Below are 16,408 nucleotides of genomic sequence, written 5' to 3'. Positions count from 1 at the left end.
TGCTCGCCCGCCCTAGCAGCCTCAATAGCCGCATTTAAAGCTAACAAATTGGTTTGCTCGGCGATGTCCTCAATGATGGAAAGCACGCTTTTAATCTCGAGGGCATGGGAGATGAGTGTATTAGAATCATGGGCGATCTCAGCCTGACTCTTAGAGGAACTCAAAGACATTTGGACATGCTGGGTGATACGCTGGCTAAATTGCTCCATCGTGCTATGGGCATCTTGGATTTTATGCGTAGCTCTCTCTAGGAGTTCTAAGGCACTTGAAGAGTTGTGATCCACCTCTTGGCTCAAGTGGTGCATGGTTTCTATGGTTTTGCTCTCAGAGGCTTCGTTAGCTTGGAGAGCCTGTGTGCTATTTTGGATCGCATGGCTGATGGAGATATTGGAGGATAAAATTTTCTTGCCACTCTTTAAAATATCTTGGATTTTTTGGATAAAAAGATTGAAATAGTGCGAGGTGCTGCCCACCTCATCTAATCGTTTGCTCTCTAAACGCTTGGTTAAGTCCGCCTCTTGGCTTTGGGTGAGCGAACCTGCCATTTGGCGCAAACGAGTCAGCGGTCTGAATAAATCCTTTTCAAACACCACAAACATGACAAGCCCGATCACCATAAACACGCCCAAAATATAGCCCAGTGTGCGGAGTGTGTCTAAAAAAATTTGATCATAGGCGTGGTTTAAATCATAACGCAGGTCCAAAATTGCCAAAATATCGCCCATCTTAGAATTGACATGGCAACTCAAACAGAGTTTTTCAGCCACAAAGGGCTGGCGTAACAACACATAGCGATCATTTTCTTCTTGGACCAAACGCACAATTTTATCGCTCTTTTTGTGTAGGAAAATTTGTTGCATCTCGGCATTGTTAGTAAAGCTCTCATTGAGTCCAAATAAGCTGATCACCTCTTGAGAGGGCACAAAGGTAACCTTGACCCCACGGATATTACGCCCATCATCGATTGCGCGTTTTAGTTGCTCTGGATCGCCCGTGAGCGCTGCCTCTTTGACCCCATTGATGAGGGCTTGGTTTAAAACATTGACCAATTCCACGCTTTGCCTAGATGCTAACCGCCCATACCCGATCCTCAAAGTTATATAAACCACCCCGACTACAAATAAAAAGCCAACCACGATATAGATTGTTGCCTTGAACTTGATGCTTTTGAACATTAAACGCCTAATTGTATGGATTTTTAGTATTATAACAGAACATGGGCATGCTTTATTTAATGCATGCTTTTTAGTAATACCTTGTGCTAGAAAGATTATAGATGAAAATTTTAGTGCGTCTGCCTAATTGGCTAGGCGATGGCGTGATGGCAACCCCCTTTTTACAAACCCTCCAAGCGCATTTCCCTAATGCCCAATTAATTTTAGTCGCCCCAGCAAGCGTGTGCGCCCTATTGGAACGCGATGGGGGTTATCATTTGATTGCCGATCACACCAAGAGTGCTAAAAACCGCCTCTTAGCCACCTACAAACTGGCTAAAAGCCTTGCCCCCTGCGATCTTGCCTTTGCCTTGACCAATAATTTTTACTCTGCCCTGCTCTTGTATTGGAGTGGGGCACCCATTAGAATTGGGTATGCTAAAAATCTGCGCTCCTTTTTGCTCACCCACGCACTCCAATTCCAAAACACCCACCAAGTATTGAGCTACTATAATTTGTTATCCCCCCTGATTGATCCCCTGCCAGACGCACCCCCCCTAAAACTCAGTGCTAAACCCTTTGATTTGCAAACCACCCGCAAGACCATTGGTCTAAGTCCGGGGGCGGCTTTTGGGAGTTCTAAGCGTTGGGAGGCGGCGTATTTTACCCAAGTGGCGCGCCATTTTTTAGAACAAGGGCATGCAATCTATTTTCTGGGCGCGCCCAGCGATCAAGAATTGATCCAAGAGATCATCCAGCCCCTAGGCGCACACCCTAACTTATATAATTTATGCGGGCAAACCACCTTGCACGCCTTGATTGATACCATCGCCTCGCTAGACCTCTTCATTGCCAATGACAGCGGGCCTATGCACATGGCTAGTGCTTTGCAAACCCCCCTGATCGCTCTTTTTGGACCCACCATCCCCCTAGTGGGCAAACCTTGGCAACACCCCAAAGCACGCTCTTTGTTTAAAGATCTCCCCTGCTCCCCGTGCAAAAAACGCACATGCCCGATTAAAAGCGGGGGTCCTATTGAGCCCCATGCCTGCATGGTGCGTATCACCCCCCAAGAGGTGATCAACATGGCTAATGCGTTGCTCTAAGAGATGTCATGGAAATTTTTCAGTGCTTCTAGGGTTTCTTGGGCCTTCTTGTTGCCCAATTTGCAGGAACGCTGGAAATAGCTAATGGCTTTCTCTAAATCCTTTTCCACCCCCTCGCCCTGATAGTAAATGATCCCCAAGTTATACAACGCATTGGAGCTCCCCAAATCAGCGGCTTTCTCAAAATAAGACAAAGCCTGTTGGATGTCCTTTTGCACCCCATCGCCCTTGCTATACATCACCCCCAAATTATAACAATCCCGAATGGAGCCTAGTTGGGCGGCTTTGTAAAAGTAAGCAAAGGCTTTTTCCATGTCTTTGGGGACAATCTTGCCCACATGGTAAAGAGAGCCCAAATGGTGCAACGCACTGGTGTTCTCCAACTTGGCAGCTTCCTCATAAAAAAACAAGGCTTGGGGGATGTTTTGGGGCACGCCCCTAGCGTATTCGCACATCAACCCCAAATTGTAATAAGCTTTGTCATCGCCCAACTTGGCGGCTTCTTGAAAACATGAAAAAGCTTGTTCAAGGTCTTTGGGCACGCCCAAACCCTCACTATATATTGTGCCCAAATTGTAATAAGCCTTGGCATGCCCGAGTTTGGCTGCTTGTGTGAAATATTCTAGGGCTTTTTGCTCATCTTTGGCAATCCCTTGATCGCTAGAATAAACCACCCCCAAATTATAAAGTTCTTGGGCTTTTTGACTCCCACCCCGATCGCTCATGGCGTTTAAATTGGCTAGGGCTTGGCTATCCCCCAAATCGGCTGCCTCTTTGTAGTAGGCAATGGCGGTGTATTTATCCTGTTCAACCCCCTTGCCCACGCGGTATAAGTTTGCCAAACTGGCAAGTGCATCGGCATCGCCCATATTCCCCGCCTCTTGGTAAAGCTCAATGGCTTTATCCAGGTCCTTATCCACCCCATCCCCGGATTCATACATGCTAGCTAGGGTGTAGGTCGCCTTTGTAAAGCCCAGTTTAGCGGATTCTTTAAAAAATTCCCGTGATTGTTCGGTATCCTTATCCATGCCCTCCCCACCCTCACACATGATCGCCAAATTATAATATGCCCGTGCATCGCCCATGTCAGCGGCTCTTTTGAAATACTCGATGGCTTGGGGGTAATTTTTAGCCACGCCATGCCCATTATAGTGCATGGTCCCCAAACTCACTAGGGCTCTAACGCTCCCTAAATTGGCAGCTTGCTCATAAAGTTCTAGGGCTTTTTGGTAATTCACCCCCACGCCCTTGCCCGTGCGGTACATCAATGCCATGTAATTGATCGCATTGACATCATTAAATTCCGCCCCCTGTTTGAAAAAATCCAAAGCCTTTTGGTAGTCCTTTTTAATCCCCTTGCCCAAGTTATACATCACGCCCAAATTGACAAACCCTTGACTATCCCCCAAATTTGCTGCTTGTTGGAAGTAATTGAGCGCGCGCGCATCATCTTGACTAACCCCCCTCCCATTAGCATACATCACCCCAAGCCCCACCAATGCCCGCGAACTGCCCAAATCAGCGGCTTGTTCGTAATTTTTAAGGGCTTCTGCATAATCCCTACTTTTATAGGCTTGGTGGGCTAGGAATAGATAGTATTTAGCCGAGCCGGGCTCAATATCCCCTAAAGTCTCTGACTCTTCCTCTAAATCCTCCTGTATCTCTTCTTCTTCAGTGGGGCTGATTAATTCTTTTGATTTTAACTCATCTGGCATGTCTGCTCCATTTGACTATAAAGTTTTCTTGATCTGCGCTACCACCTCTTGGATCGCTTGTTGGCTCACATGTTGGAGAGCGCGCATCACGCCTTCTGATTTTTCCCCCTCCCCTTTGGCAGACTGTGGGCTCACCTTTTCATGTTTGGCGATCAAATAGGTTTGTGTGCCTTGCGGCGTGCTGATGTCATAGCCCAACACAATTTCGGCTTGCTGGTGATCGCCTTGATCTAAGATCCCAAAGGATAGAATATTGAGCTTGAGCGTGGCATGGGGGAGGGCACTATGGGGGGGGAGACTCACAAAGACACATTCTTTAAAGGCCTGCAAGATCACCATGGTTTTGAGCATGTTTTTAGGGAGATCCACAAATTGTTGGTGTTTTTCGTAGTGAATTTCGCCTTGGGCGTTCTTAAACACGACCTCTTTAGTGTTGAGTAAATCCGCACTCAAAATCCCCACGAGGCTAATGCTCTTGGTTTGGGGGCATTTTTGGGGCGCCACTTGCGCCGCATTGAGATCGTAGGTGGTGATCTTGGGCAAAATTTGTTTGAGATTGAGATTCAAGCACCCATGCAAACTGAGTGCCAAGCCCGTATAAGCGATTGCCCGTTTCATTTGCGATCCCCAAAGATGGTTTTATAGGGGTTGGCATCAAACTTATCAATCAAACTCGATCCTTTTTGCACGAAGTTATCAATATTGCGTAAGCTCAGTTGCATCTGCATCACTAAGGGCGTGAGCATGGTTTTAAAGTCATATTGTTTGTCGCGAATCTTGGAATCAATGTCTAAGACCAAGCGATTCCCATGATCGGCTAGAGTTTGCACATGATCGGATAAAGTCTGCACATGGGTAACTAGCTCCTCGCCCTTGCCCAAAGTCTGCGTGGCTTTGGCAAGCAAAACATCAATGGCATCTTTGGTTTTGTCTAAATTCTGGGTTGTTTTTTGGATTGAGGCGATGATTTTGCTTAAATTTTCAATGTTTTGGGGGCTTAAGAGCTTATCAATGTTCTTAATGATGTAAAGCACTTCATTGGAGATACGCCCCGCATCGCCGGTGAGCTGTTCTAAAAAACTCTGCTCGTAGTGCAAGATGCGTTCATGGTCATTTTCAGTGTAAAACTCCTTAGAGTTACTTTGTATCAAGCTCAAATATTTTAGCCCAACAAGCCCTTGGGATTCGACCTTAAGCGAGGAGTCCCGTTTAACAGGCACTTTACTTTGGATTTGGATGATGAGCTTAACCACGCCCAAATGCCCCTTATCAAACCCCACGCTTTTCACCGATCCGATCTGAATCCCCTTGTAATTGATGGGCGTATTGGCCGCAATGCCATTTAAGTCCTTATCGGTATAAACCACATAGTTAAGGTATTTTTTATCCTCAATATTGACATGCCCTAACCACAGGATAAAAAAGACCATCGCCACCATGCATGCTAGAAAAAGCCCGCCAATGAGGGTATAATTCACATGCCTTTCCAAAATTTCTCTCCTCTTGTCGAATTAAATAAGTTCCCCTCTTCTAAGGGGCGATCATGGGCACGCTTGATAAAATCTTGCAAGGTGCCATCAAAATCGATCAAACCATCCTTGAGCATGATAAAACGATCGACCGCATTTTTAATCGAATCTAAATCGTGGGTGATCATCACCACGCTTAAGTGTAGGGATTCTTTGAGCGAGATGATCAATTCATCAAATTTATCAGCCGAGTAGGGGTCTAGCCCGCTGGTGGGCTCATCTAAAAATAAAATCTCGGGGTTAGTCGCCATCGCGCGCGCCAGCCCCACGCGTTTTTTCATCCCCCCACTGAGTTCATAGGGGTAGAGCTCATAAGTTTGCTTGCTCAAGCCCACCCGATCCAGCCACATTTTAGAGATTTCCACAATGTTTCTAGGCGGATAAAATCCATGTTCTTCTAACATGATTCCCACATTCTCCAAGACGGTCAGTGAGCTATAGAGCGCGCCAAATTGGAAGAGCACGCCGATTCGTTGGAAAATCTTATGTCTTTGGGATTCTTTGAGCTTCCAAATATCCTCCCCAAATACTTTGATCGTGCCTTTAACGGGGCGGTTAAGCAAAATCAAACTGCGTAAAAGCGTGCTCTTCCCACTCCCACTCCCCCCCAAAATTGCCAACACCTCCCCTTTTTGCACCTCAAAGCTCACCCCGCGGTGAATCAGGCGATCCCCATAGGCGTTATAGACTCCCTCTACTTGAATCAAGGCATTTTGTGCGCTCATAGACTCCCTAGATGTTGAGTTTGCTAAAGATGACAGAAAAGAGCGCGTCTAAGAAAATGATCCAAAAGAGGGCATTCACCACGCTAATGGTGGTTAAACGCCCAATAGACTCGGTATCGCCCTTGACCTCAAACCCCCGCATACACCCCACTAGAGCGATGGCAAACCCCCAAAAGGGTGCCTTGACCATGCCCACAAAAAAATGCGACATCCCCACATTTTCATGCAAGCGGGCGACATAGTGCGTAAAACCCACATTTAATTGGAATTTAATCGCCAGCATCGCCCCCAACAACGCAAAGGTGTCGGCAATAAAGACCAATAAGGGCATGGCAATCACCAACGCCAACACACGGGGCAAAACCAAGAATTGGAAGGGGTTTAAGCCCATGGTTTTCATTGCGTCCAACTCTTCGGTAATTTTCATCACCCCAATTTGGGCGGTGAAACTAGAGGCACTCCGCCCTGCCACCACCAAAGCCAAAATAAAGGGACCCATCTCCCTTAAAGCCAGTTTGGCGGTCATCTCAATACTCATCATGGGAAATCCCATTTGCTGCAGCTCCACCGCCCCTTGCAAGGCGATGGCAAACCCCACCACAAAGACGGTTAAAATGCTTACAGGCAAAACCTTAAACCCGCTCTCATTGATATGGTGGGCTAGGGGGGCTAGGCAAAGAGTCTTGGGGCGAATCAAAACCAACCCCAGATAATAGACCACCATGCCACAAAAATTAAAGGTGTTGAGTAAAGTCCCATAAAAGGAAGCCACGCCCCGCCCCAATTTCTCTAGGGGGTTTTTGAAGGTGCGCATGGCATGTTCTTGTTTTAAAATACTGGGATCTTCTCTAATCCAGTTCTCCACCACTTCTAGCACCCGCGCGATGTAGGCATTGGCGTTGAGGAATTTTGGTTTTTTGTGCCCGAGCAAATCATAGAGCAACATCAAAAATACAAAATCAACGCTATCCACTCCCTTAAAGTCAATCGCCTGAATTGAGGGGGCATTTTCTAAAACACTTTTTAAATGAGAGAGGGCACTAGAGGGGACTCTAAAATCCCAATTCCCTTGCAAAACCAAGGTGCCCGCTTGGACATAGGCATCTAATGACCGCTTTTTGCTTACCAAAAAACCCCTTTCAAAGGCAAAAAACTCAACATCACACCACCACAATTTTATGTTATTATACAACAAATATCAAACATTAAAGTTCATAGGGTTATGTGCATTTGTGTCTTTTAAAAAAGCTTCTTGGGTGTGGCTTGCTGGTGTTGCCCTTGCTAGCCAAAAATTCCAAGTTACCCAAATCTTTAGAAACCTTACTCAAAGAAGAGGATAGTTATACCCGCCTAGTCAATAAACACCGCCGCCTCAAACAAAAAAACGGCGGGTATTTTGGTGTGGGTCTGGGCATGATCAATATCAAAAAAAATTACAAAAATACCAAGCTGGAGAGTTTCCCCATTATTTTGAGTTTGAAGGGGGGCTTGCAGACTTTCTTTGAACACTATGTGGGGATTCGCGTCTTTTTTGCTTTGGATTTAGCCACTTCTAAGGCAAATTGGCTCTTTAAAGCCACCCCCTCAACTTCCTTTTTTGGCATGGCGAGTGCGGGTTTTGAGATTCCTATGGAATTTAGTTTGACCCGTTCTTTTAAACACTTTTTGGGCTTTTATGGCGGGGTGGGGGCAGGGGCGGTGATCTATGCCGATCGCGCTAACTTCCAAATCCGCAACAAACAAGCCATCTATGATTTTGGGCTGGTGATTCAGGGGGGCATGGTCTTAACGCTTTATTCCAAACACCGCATTGAGGCTGGCTTTAAGGTTTTGCCCGCTGACAAAAATACGCAAGACTCCCAACGCTTTGCCACTTCCTTAATGTTTAGCTTGATGTATCTTTACAAGTTTTAAAAGAGTTTTTCTAAAATCGCGCTTTGCACCAAGAACATATAAAGGGCTGTCCCCACCGCCACGCTGATCATAAAAACACGCAATAGCCCATGCACGATTGCCACACTCACAATCGCTAAAATTTCATTGAGTCCATAGGGGGGTGCGCCAAAAGACCCATCTTTGATCCCATAAATGATCAACATGCCCACCGCTCCTGAGCCAAACATGCGCCCCAAATAGAGCACCCAGCTAGGCGCTTTTCTTTTGGCATTGAAGATCAAGAAGGAAAAGACCTTAAAAGCGTAGGTGGTTAGGGCTGTGATCACCCAAGCCATTAAAATATACAAACCCAACATTTCTAATCCAAACGGCGTTTAAAGAGCAAGAAGATCACCACCATGATCGCCAAAGTGGGCAATAAAAAGTGGGACTTGCCAAAAATGATAAAACACACCAGCGCGCTGGTCAGCCCAATTAAGGCGGGTGCATGCCGATTGGTGCTTTTCCATTGCTCCATAAAGATCACCACAAAAATACTCACCATCACAAAGGACATCCCCCGCACATCTAATTTAAAGCTATCCCCTAGCAAAGAACCCAGTAAAGTCCCCAACACCCAATAACTTTGGTTTAACAACGCAATGGCGAGCATGAAATCCTCACGCACCGATTGTTTGGGCTGGGCGGCATTTAAGAGCATGAAGGTTTCATCGCTGAGGGCATGCGCCATGTAGTAAAGGCGTTTTTTCATGCCAGCAAAAGGCTCAATCATCGCAATCGCATAGCAAATTTGGCGCGCATTGACAACAGCCACCAATAAAAAGATACTCAGCAAACTGGCATGCACGCTCACCAAAGCCACGACCATGAACTGCACCGCCCCGGCATAGACAAACAAGCTCATGCAAAGGGCAGCCAACACCCCATACCCATTTTGTTGCAAGAAAATCCCCAAAGCCATGCCCATCAATAAATAACCCAAACAAATGGGGATCGTGTGGGGGAAGGCTTCTTTAAAGGCTAACATCAAAGGTGTTTTCAACATGGCTAACCCTTCCGTGTTAATCTAAAAGACCCCCAAAGCAGGGCGATAAAAGCAATCACAACAAGGGCACTCAGGTGGGTAAGAGTGGCGCTCAGATCAGCCCCTAGCTGGTTTAACATCACCATTCCTGAGATGGCATGGTAGGCAGGCACGGCTTGCAAGAACACCTGCAAAACACTAGGCAAGAGCTCAAAGGGCCAAATAAAGCCCATCATAAAGATCATGGGCAAGGAAGCTAGCAAGAGGATTTGGGTTATGCGGATGGGCTTTGAAATGTAGGTGCCTAACACCACCCCACAGCTTGCCGTTGCCAATAAAAACACCGCTCCAAAGGCTAGGAGCGTGGTCGGGTTGGCATGGATGTGGATATGATAGTAGGGGAAGAGCACCCCAAAATACAAGAAAATATAAAAGAGATAAACACCCATAAAACACAGACAACGCACTAAAATTGCCCCCAAAGCCTCTAAAAAGCTGGAGGCTTGTAGGCGGGTGTTGGGCGTGCAGGTGAGCATGCCCGTGCCCATCAATAAGGTTTGGTGCAAGATGAAAATCAGGGCGTTAGCTAGGGCGTAGTTCAGATAGCCCAAAGAGGGGTTGTAAAGGGGGATGGATTGCAGGGTTAAAAGATGGGGTTCTTGGGGGCGTTGGGATTCAAAGCGGGCTTTGTGGCGTTTGATTTGATCGCCTAATGCGTTGATCACATCTAGGGTGGCGTTAGCAATAGCAGCATAGATTAAAAAGTAATTGGCATTGGCATAAAGCTCGACATGTGCGGGCGTGCTGGTGTAAATTTGGCGTTCAAAAAACTTAGGAATCAACACAATCCCATAGACTTTTTCATGTTCTAAAAGTGCCTTAGCCTCTTGCATGGAACTAGGGCGGTAGGCGATGCTAATGCCTTGCGTGCTCTCTAGCATGCCAATAAGCCGCCTAGAAAGTGCGCTCTGATCCTCATCCACAAGCGCGATTTTTTGCTTGGTTACAATGTCGCTCTTGTAGGGCAGGGGGTAGAGCAGGGCATAAAAAAGCGGACCAACCACAATGATAAACACCACGCCCGCATGCGTGAAAATTTTTTTAAACTCGGCTGCAAAAAGCCCTAGCATCTTTTTTCTCTCAAGGCATGGACTAACAAGCCTAAGGGCAAGAAGAGCAAGAAAAACCACATCTTAGAGAGCGAGGCAAGGGCTAAAGAGACTCCCTCTTGATAGTGCAACAGAGCGATAAAGGACTTGATAAAATAGGTGATGGGTAAGAGTGATCCCCAAAACTCCCCTAATATAGGCATGTTGGGCGTGGGGTAGGTTACCCCCACAAAGGCTAAAGAGGGGGCGGTGTAGGCAGCAATCACGGAGGCAGTGCGTAGTGGGTCGTTAAGGAGGGCATGCAGGGCAACTACCACGCTAGAGACACACAACACTAATAAAACAATGGCTAAAAGGAAAACCCCCAAATGCGCATCATAGGGTTTTAAGAAAAACACCATCAAAAATCCCCAAAAGCTAAAAATGGCGGTGTTGAGCCCCAAAGCCCCTAAGATGTCGCTTAGACTAGAGCATTGCAACAAGAAATTAAGCATGCCTAAAGCCACGATGATTTGCCACATGCAGGGCAAAATCACGCTGGATAAAAATTGTGCGTAGTTGTTGTCCTCGTTATAAAGGCGGTGCAAATTCACATGCAAGGGGAAGGCTAGGGCTTTGGCGGTATTGAGATCGCTATGCGTGGCTAGGTTTCTAGCCACATCGTTTTTGATCCCTAAAGTGAGGAGGGTTTGTAAGAGCGCATTAGCAATGGACTTACCCACCAACACAAACTCAGCGTTGTAATAGAGCGCTACGGGGGTTTTGATCCCTAGCTTGATCTGCCTCTCCAAATTTTTAGGCAGGACCACCACCCCATAAATTTCTTTATTAGCCAAAAAGGGCTTGGCTTGATCCAAACCGCTATAAAAATGCTTGAGGTTGAGGTAGCTACTGGCATTGAGCGCGCTGATGATCTCTTGGCTCATATGGCTATGATCCAAATCCACCACCCCCACATTTAAGCGGGTGGGGATTTCTTTATAAAAAATCGCCGCAATGAGCCCCCAAAGCACTAAGGGTGCCACAAAGCACAGCCCCAAGCTAAATTTATCATGCAAAAATTTAGCCAGCATGCTTTAAGGCTTAGGGATATTCACTAAAACGCTCATACCCACCCGCAAATCTTGCATTTGGCTTAAAGGGGTCGCCTCAATACTAAAGCTTTTCATGTCATAGCTCTTGCTCGCACTCGTGCTCTTCCATGTGGCAAAATCCCCCATCACAGCGACATGGGTTACTTTAAATTCCAATTCTTTTTGCAAGGCAGGCACATAGCCCTTAAAGCTAGAGCCCACGTTAAATTGTTGCAAGTATTTTTCTGGCACGCTCAAATTCAGCCACGCATGCGCGGTGTCGGTTACCAAGACCACCGGGAAGCCCTTAGGGCTTAACTCCCCGCTATAGAGCAAAACATTACTCACTTCCCCATCTATGGGGCTGTAGGCATTTTTATCATGCAAAAAGGCTTGCACTTCATTAAGTTGCCCTAAAGCGGCACTCTCCTTAGCTTGGGCAGCAATTTTAGTCTCTGAGCTAGCCCCCTCTAGGGCAAGTTTGTATTGTTGGTAAGCCGCATTTTTGTTAAAGGTGGCACTCTGAAAAGCCGCATAAGCTTCATCGCGTTTTTGTAAGCTCGCCACGCCCTGATCGTAAAGTTCTTGGATGCGTTTATAAGTTTCTTGAGCCAAATCGCTTTGGGCTTTAGCGGCTTGATAAACATCTTTAGCGCTCTTGATGGTTTGGGAACGAGTCCCTTTAAGCACCTCATCTTTTAGTGCCCGTGCGGCTTTGTGGCTGGACTTAGCTTGTAAAAGTTTGGCTTCAGCCTCGGGGCTATTGATCACAAACATTAACGCCCCTTTTTTGACAATATCCCCCTTTTTAACCAGCACATTTTCCACGCGTCCGGCTAATTTGGAGCTCACGCTATACTCTCTAGCCTCTATAAAGCCTTGCAGGCGTTGTGCCTTATGGTTGTAGGCTTGGTAATACAAATAGCCCAGCCAACCTAAGAGCACTAGGGCTAAAAGGACAATCATCACCAGAATATTTGTAGTTTTAGTCTTGGGCATGCCCTCTCCTAATAAACAAAATCATAGAATGAATCGATGCGATCACTTAAAACCATCAAATCCACTAGGGAACTGATGTATTTAAACGCACTGGTCTTTTGCTCCACCAAGATTCCAGATAGCGAGTTGCGTGCATCCACAACTGAAGCATTAGTGCTCAAGCCTTGGTTAAACGCCTCTTCTTGGAGTTTGAGATTTTCTTTAGCTAACTCCACACTAGCGTTCAAGCTTTGGTATTCCTTCAAAGAGGCTTGGCATTGTAAATAAGTTTTATGCACCAATAACTCCATATCTTTTTTAGCTTGGCTTTGTAGCGCGCTCACTTGCAACTCATCAATTTTAGCCGCTTGGTAGTGCATCACACGCCCCCCCGGGGTCAAAATGGGCAGTTTTGCCCCCACGCCCACAAACCACTCCGGCACCATATTGGTGAGCGGGGAATTATTCTGTTTCATCACATACGCCCCAAAGAAGTTAAAGTGGGGCAAAAACTTAGAGATTTGTAATTTTGTCATCTCTCTAGCACTCTTTTGCTTGATGGCTAAACTTTTTAACGCTGGATAAGAACTCAAGGTCTCTTGGATAAAAAAATCCACATTGGGTAGGGCTTTGGAGCGTAAGTGCAGGTGGGCTGTGGGGGCAAAGTGGAGCTTGGAGGCGGGCATGTTAGCACTGGATAAAATGGTGTTAAACGCTAGGGTGGCAACTTCTAGGGAGTCTCTAGCCTGCATGGTTTTAATCTTGCTTTTTTCATACGCCACAGAGGCACTCAGCACCTCCACCCGTGCGATCTGCCCTGCCTTTTGGCGTTTGAGCGCATTTTGATAATGCTTTAAATGCCCCTCCTCTACCCCTTTGAGCACCTCTAGCACCTCAATATTGAGCACCAAGCCATAATAAATTTTGACCAACTCTTGGAAGGTGGAAAGCCGTTTGAGCCGTGAAACCTCCATCGAATCTTTATGGGCTAGGGAGGCTAACTTGCTCATATAAAAGCGCGCCCCGCCCATGTAAAGCGGATAGATGATGCTTAAAGCCCCCATGACCACATTTTGTTTAGAAAACAAAAAAGGCTCGCTTAAAAGCCCCATTAAACCCGAAGTCCCTTGCGCGATCGCCCCGCCTATGACATTCCCCAACCCATTTAAAGGGGGGGGCATGTGGGCTAGAGGGGCTTTTAAGGAGTTTTCCAAACCTCTTGCGCCCTCTTGGATTTGGGCGCGTTTGCTGGCACTAAAGGGCTGGAGCTCAATGGGCTTACCCAAATGCACATAAAAGGCACTCAAGTCAATTTCGGGCAAAAAGGAGAGTTTGGCAGCAGTGCTGAGTTTCTTAGCCTTTTTTTGGGCATAATCTTGGGCTTTAATGCCCTCATAGTTGGAGAGCACCATATCCCATGCTTGTTTGAGCGAGATGAGTGAGGGATGGGTTGAAAAAATCTGTGGAGAAGCCTTGAGGGCTTGCAGGGTATCAAAATCGGTGGGTTGATCCAAAGAATCGCCTAAAGCCACATCCCCTAAAAGCCCCACCAACAACGCCCACCGCAACACTTGATTTTGTGTCATCTTGCGCTCCTTAAACCAGCAACTAAATGTCTTTCTTCATCAATTTGAGCTTTTTGATCCGCGCCTTATCCATATCCAGCACTTCAAAAATGCAGTGCGCATCGCCCACCACATCGCCTACTTCGGGTAGTCGCTCCAAGAGACTAAAAACATACCCCCCTAAGGTAACCTGTTCGTAATCTTGATCGAATTTGACTCCCAAAACCTCCTCCACACTCTCCAAATCCACCATGCCATTGCATTCAAAGGTGTTTTCATCTAGCTGTTTGATCCCCTCGCGTTTTAAGTCGTGCCGATCGTAAAGATCGCCCATGATCTCCTCAATGATGTCATCAATTGTTAATAGACCCGAAGTGCCCCCGTATTCATCCACCACCAAAGCAGTGTGTATCTGCTGTTTATTCATTTTAATCAAAATCTGGGAGATAGATGCGCTCTCAGGCACAATCAACATTTCTTTGAGGATTTTTCTTAGGTTTTGGGTGCTAGAGAGGTTGGTATTCTCCAATAAAGAGGTGGAGAGCACATCTCTAATATGGACCAGCCCCAAGATATTGTCCTTACTCCCCTCACAGCATGGGTAGCGGGTGTAGGAGTTTTTCAAAATGATCTGGATATTATCCTCATAGGAATTACGCACATCCAAACAAACCATGTCATTTCTGGGTGTCATGATCTCTTTAGCGCTTGTGTCTGAAAAATCCACCGCATTTTTGATAATTTCCTCTTCCACATAGTCAATCACCCCCCCCCTTAAACTTTCCCCCACAATGATCTTTAACTCCTCCTCAGAGTGCGTGCTGTCATCATGCTGGAGTTCGATTCTAAAGATTTTAAGCACGATTCTAGCCAAAAAATCAAAAAGATTGACAACCGGATAGGAGATCAGCCAAAAGGCATGCAAGGGTCTAGCCACCCAAAGCACCACCTTTTCGGCATGCACAATCGCAATGGACTTAGGCACAATCTCGCCCAAAATCACATGGAACAAGGTGATAAGACTAAAGGCAATCACCACACTAATGCCATGCGCTAGGGCTTGGATATTCTCCAAGTGCAACCATTTTTGCAAAAAGATCGTGATAAAATGCGCAATGGCGGGCTCGCCTAGCCAACCTAGCCCCAGCGATGCGAGCGTGATGCCTAATTGCGTGGCGCTTAGATAAGTGTTGATCGAGGCGTTGATCTTAAGGGCTAAAATGGCGTTTTGATCGTTTTGCAAACTCAACTCTTCTAACTTGGAACGCCTAACCTTGACAATGGCAAACTCAGAGAGCACAAAAAAGGCATTGAGTAAAACCAAGAGGAATGCAAGAGCGGACATTAAAATCGGCTCATAAAAATCCAATCACTCTCCTTCAAATTTTCATCCGCATACTATAGTCTATTTTCAATAACCATGCTTTACAAGCGTTCTACAAGGCTAAACACATCGATCAGATAATACCCCCCCGCACCCAAAAGAGCCGATACAGGGACGGTGATTAGCCAAGCAGTGATGATCTTTTTGATCACCGAGCGTTTGACTAATTCGCTTTTATAGGCTTTTTTCAAGCGTTTGCGCTCTTTCTTGCTCAAGCCCACCGCATATTCTAAGGTGTTGTTCTCTTTTTGGAGAGTCTTCAAATAAGCTAACATCTCTTTTTTTTGCTTGGGATTGGCTTTCTCAAAGCGATCTAAAAAATTCTTGATCACCTCTGTATTTTCGCCATAGTGGGCATCTAAGATCATTTGTTTCATCTCAAAGAGGCGTTTTTGCAAGAACTCCCGCAAAAACCCCACCCCAAAGACCGCCCCAATGGTGATATGCGTGGAACTCACTGGCAAGCCCAGTTTTGAAGCCAGTAACACCGTGATCACGGTCGCCATCGCGATACAAAAGGCTTGCATTTTATCTAACTCCGTGATCTCACTCCCCACGGTTTTAATCAGCTTGGGACCATAAAGACTAAGCCCCAAAGCAATCCCAAAGCCCCCAATAGACATGATCCACAAGGGCGCATAAGCGGTGCTGGGCATAGGATTACCCCATTCACGCAAGCTTTGCACAATGGCAGCCAAAGGACCAACCGCATTAGCCACATCATTAGCCCCGATATTCATCGCCATATACCCCCCCACCACCGTGGCTAAGACCAATAAGGGCAAATGGAAACTCACATTCCCTAAAAAGAGTGCCACACCCGCAATCACCACGACAAACACGATGGCAAGCGTGATCTTGACATTGTCTCTTTGGAGTTCTTTAAAGGCCTTTTGGAACGAACCGCTTGTTTTAGATTTCATGTGGAGCTTTCATATGGGCGAGACTTTAATATAAAATTCTCTAAGAAATGCTTAAAAACGATCCACTTAAAGCGGTTGGTTATCCATTTGAATGGTTAGGGGTTATTGCTGCAACAAAAAAGAAAAACTCTCAGTTATTAGGTTTTGAAATACTAATTAACAAGTAGATTGTTACTTTTTAGACATTTTGTTTACTTTTTTATGGTACATTCACCCATTCACCCATT

At 46.1% G+C, this 16,408-nt stretch carries 15 protein-coding genes and 1 pseudogene; 2 read left to right on the top strand and 14 right to left on the bottom strand.

Annotation, left to right across the window (positions count from 1 at the left end):
* A partial coding sequence (locus tag C5684_RS06790; RefSeq protein WP_104639828.1) for a methyl-accepting chemotaxis protein occupies positions 1–1,175 on the bottom strand: 1,175 nt, incomplete at its 3' end.
* A 101-nt stretch (positions 1,176–1,276) separates the two neighbouring features.
* Here C5684_RS06790 and waaF point away from each other — a divergent pair.
* On the top strand, positions 1,277–2,260 hold the full coding sequence (gene waaF, locus C5684_RS06785) for a lipopolysaccharide heptosyltransferase II (RefSeq protein ID WP_104639827.1): 984 nt from the start codon (positions 1,277–1,279) through the stop codon (positions 2,258–2,260).
* Here waaF and C5684_RS06780 read toward each other — a convergent pair.
* Genes C5684_RS06780 through C5684_RS06760 form a run of 5 tightly spaced genes read right to left on the bottom strand, consistent with a single transcriptional unit; the run spans position 2,257 to position 7,358 of the window.
* Positions 2,257–3,975, bottom strand: coding sequence for an SEL1-like repeat protein (locus tag C5684_RS06780; RefSeq protein ID WP_104639826.1), 1,719 nt, complete (start codon positions 3,973–3,975; stop codon positions 2,257–2,259). The genes waaF and C5684_RS06780 overlap by 4 nt on opposite strands.
* 15 nt (positions 3,976–3,990) lie before the next feature.
* Positions 3,991–4,593 (bottom strand): ABC-type transport auxiliary lipoprotein family protein, encoded by a 603-nt coding sequence (locus tag C5684_RS06775; RefSeq protein ID WP_104639825.1) that lies wholly within the window; start codon positions 4,591–4,593, stop codon positions 3,991–3,993.
* A complete protein-coding gene (locus C5684_RS06770; RefSeq protein ID WP_104639824.1) occupies positions 4,590–5,465 on the bottom strand; it encodes an MlaD family protein in 876 nt (291 codons plus the stop codon). The genes C5684_RS06775 and C5684_RS06770 overlap by 4 nt, the downstream gene beginning before the upstream one ends.
* Complete coding sequence (locus C5684_RS06765; protein WP_104639823.1) at positions 5,450–6,229, bottom strand: ABC transporter ATP-binding protein; 780 nt, start codon at positions 6,227–6,229, stop codon at positions 5,450–5,452. The genes C5684_RS06770 and C5684_RS06765 overlap by 16 nt, the downstream gene beginning before the upstream one ends.
* Before the next feature lie 7 nt (positions 6,230–6,236).
* Complete coding sequence (locus C5684_RS06760; RefSeq protein ID WP_041602804.1) at positions 6,237–7,358, bottom strand: MlaE family lipid ABC transporter permease subunit; 1,122 nt, start codon at positions 7,356–7,358, stop codon at positions 6,237–6,239.
* A gap of 140 nt (positions 7,359–7,498) precedes the next feature.
* Between C5684_RS06760 and C5684_RS06755 the strand changes: the two genes are divergently transcribed.
* Positions 7,499–8,143 (top strand): outer membrane beta-barrel protein, encoded by a 645-nt coding sequence (locus C5684_RS06755; protein WP_233708692.1) that lies wholly within the window; start codon positions 7,499–7,501, stop codon positions 8,141–8,143.
* Here the strand turns inward: C5684_RS06755 and C5684_RS06750 are convergent.
* The 8 genes and pseudogenes from C5684_RS06750 to C5684_RS06715 form a co-directional block, all read right to left on the bottom strand.
* Entirely contained in the window at positions 8,140–8,481 is a 342-nt protein-coding gene (locus C5684_RS06750) for a branched-chain amino acid transporter permease (RefSeq protein WP_013890232.1), read from the bottom strand. The two genes, C5684_RS06755 and C5684_RS06750, sit on opposite strands and share 4 nt — an antisense overlap.
* A 2-nt stretch (positions 8,482–8,483) precedes the next feature.
* Positions 8,484–9,170, bottom strand: a complete 687-nt coding sequence (locus C5684_RS06745; RefSeq protein WP_013890231.1) for an AzlC family ABC transporter permease — start codon at positions 9,168–9,170, stop codon at positions 8,484–8,486.
* Positions 9,171–9,172: 2 nt separating this feature from the next.
* A complete protein-coding gene (locus C5684_RS06740; protein WP_104639822.1) occupies positions 9,173–10,279 on the bottom strand; it encodes an ABC transporter permease in 1,107 nt (368 codons plus the stop codon).
* Positions 10,273–11,331 (bottom strand): ABC transporter permease, encoded by a 1,059-nt coding sequence (locus C5684_RS06735; RefSeq protein WP_104639821.1) that lies wholly within the window; start codon positions 11,329–11,331, stop codon positions 10,273–10,275. The genes C5684_RS06740 and C5684_RS06735 overlap by 7 nt, the downstream gene beginning before the upstream one ends.
* A 3-nt stretch (positions 11,332–11,334) precedes the next feature.
* Positions 11,335–12,330, bottom strand: coding sequence for an HlyD family secretion protein (locus C5684_RS06730; protein ID WP_013890227.1), 996 nt, complete (start codon positions 12,328–12,330; stop codon positions 11,335–11,337).
* An 8-nt stretch (positions 12,331–12,338) separates the two neighbouring features.
* Entirely contained in the window at positions 12,339–13,895 is a 1,557-nt protein-coding gene (locus tag C5684_RS06725; RefSeq protein WP_233708691.1) for a TolC family protein, read from the bottom strand.
* 22 nt (positions 13,896–13,917) lie between these two features.
* Positions 13,918–15,219 carry a hemolysin family protein gene (locus C5684_RS06720; protein ID WP_199764512.1) on the bottom strand — a complete coding sequence of 434 codons (1,302 nt, stop codon included), beginning with the start codon at positions 15,217–15,219 and terminating at the stop codon, positions 13,918–13,920.
* Positions 15,220–15,299: 80 nt separating this feature from the next.
* Positions 15,300–16,058: pseudogene (locus tag C5684_RS06715) on the bottom strand (inorganic phosphate transporter); the annotation flags it as partial.
* Positions 16,059–16,408: the final 350 nt, after the last annotated feature.

Origin of the sequence: Helicobacter bizzozeronii, assembly GCF_900196775.1 — a bacterium.
GTDB classification, from domain to species: Bacteria; Campylobacterota; Campylobacteria; order Campylobacterales; family Helicobacteraceae; genus Helicobacter; species Helicobacter bizzozeronii.
The sequence above is the reverse complement of the archived record's forward strand: the minus strand, read 5'-3'. Positions and strand labels throughout refer to the sequence as shown.

Bases quoted from the DNA above. Each gene is read 5' to 3' on its own strand.
- C5684_RS06735 (WP_104639821.1), bottom strand. From the start codon at position 11,331: ATGCTGGCTAAATTTTTGCATGATAAATTTAGCTTGGGGCTGTGCTTT.
- C5684_RS06745 (WP_013890231.1), bottom strand. From the start codon at position 9,170: ATGTTGAAAACACCTTTGATGTTAGCCTTTAAAGAAGCCTTCCCCCAC.
- C5684_RS06740 (WP_104639822.1), bottom strand. From the start codon at position 10,279: ATGCTAGGGCTTTTTGCAGCCGAGTTTAAAAAAATTTTCACGCATGCG.
- C5684_RS06725 (WP_233708691.1), bottom strand. From the start codon at position 13,895: ATGACACAAAATCAAGTGTTGCGGTGGGCGTTGTTGGTGGGGCTTTTA.
- C5684_RS06780 (WP_104639826.1), bottom strand. From the start codon at position 3,975: ATGCCAGATGAGTTAAAATCAAAAGAATTAATCAGCCCCACTGAAGAA.
- C5684_RS06720 (WP_199764512.1), bottom strand. From the start codon at position 15,219: ATGTCCGCTCTTGCATTCCTCTTGGTTTTACTCAATGCCTTTTTTGTG.
- C5684_RS06730 (WP_013890227.1), bottom strand. From the start codon at position 12,330: ATGCCCAAGACTAAAACTACAAATATTCTGGTGATGATTGTCCTTTTA.
- C5684_RS06765 (WP_104639823.1), bottom strand. From the start codon at position 6,229: ATGAGCGCACAAAATGCCTTGATTCAAGTAGAGGGAGTCTATAACGCC.
- C5684_RS06750 (WP_013890232.1), bottom strand. From the start codon at position 8,481: ATGTTGGGTTTGTATATTTTAATGGCTTGGGTGATCACAGCCCTAACC.
- C5684_RS06775 (WP_104639825.1), bottom strand. From the start codon at position 4,593: ATGAAACGGGCAATCGCTTATACGGGCTTGGCACTCAGTTTGCATGGG.
- waaF (WP_104639827.1), top strand. From the start codon at position 1,277: ATGAAAATTTTAGTGCGTCTGCCTAATTGGCTAGGCGATGGCGTGATG.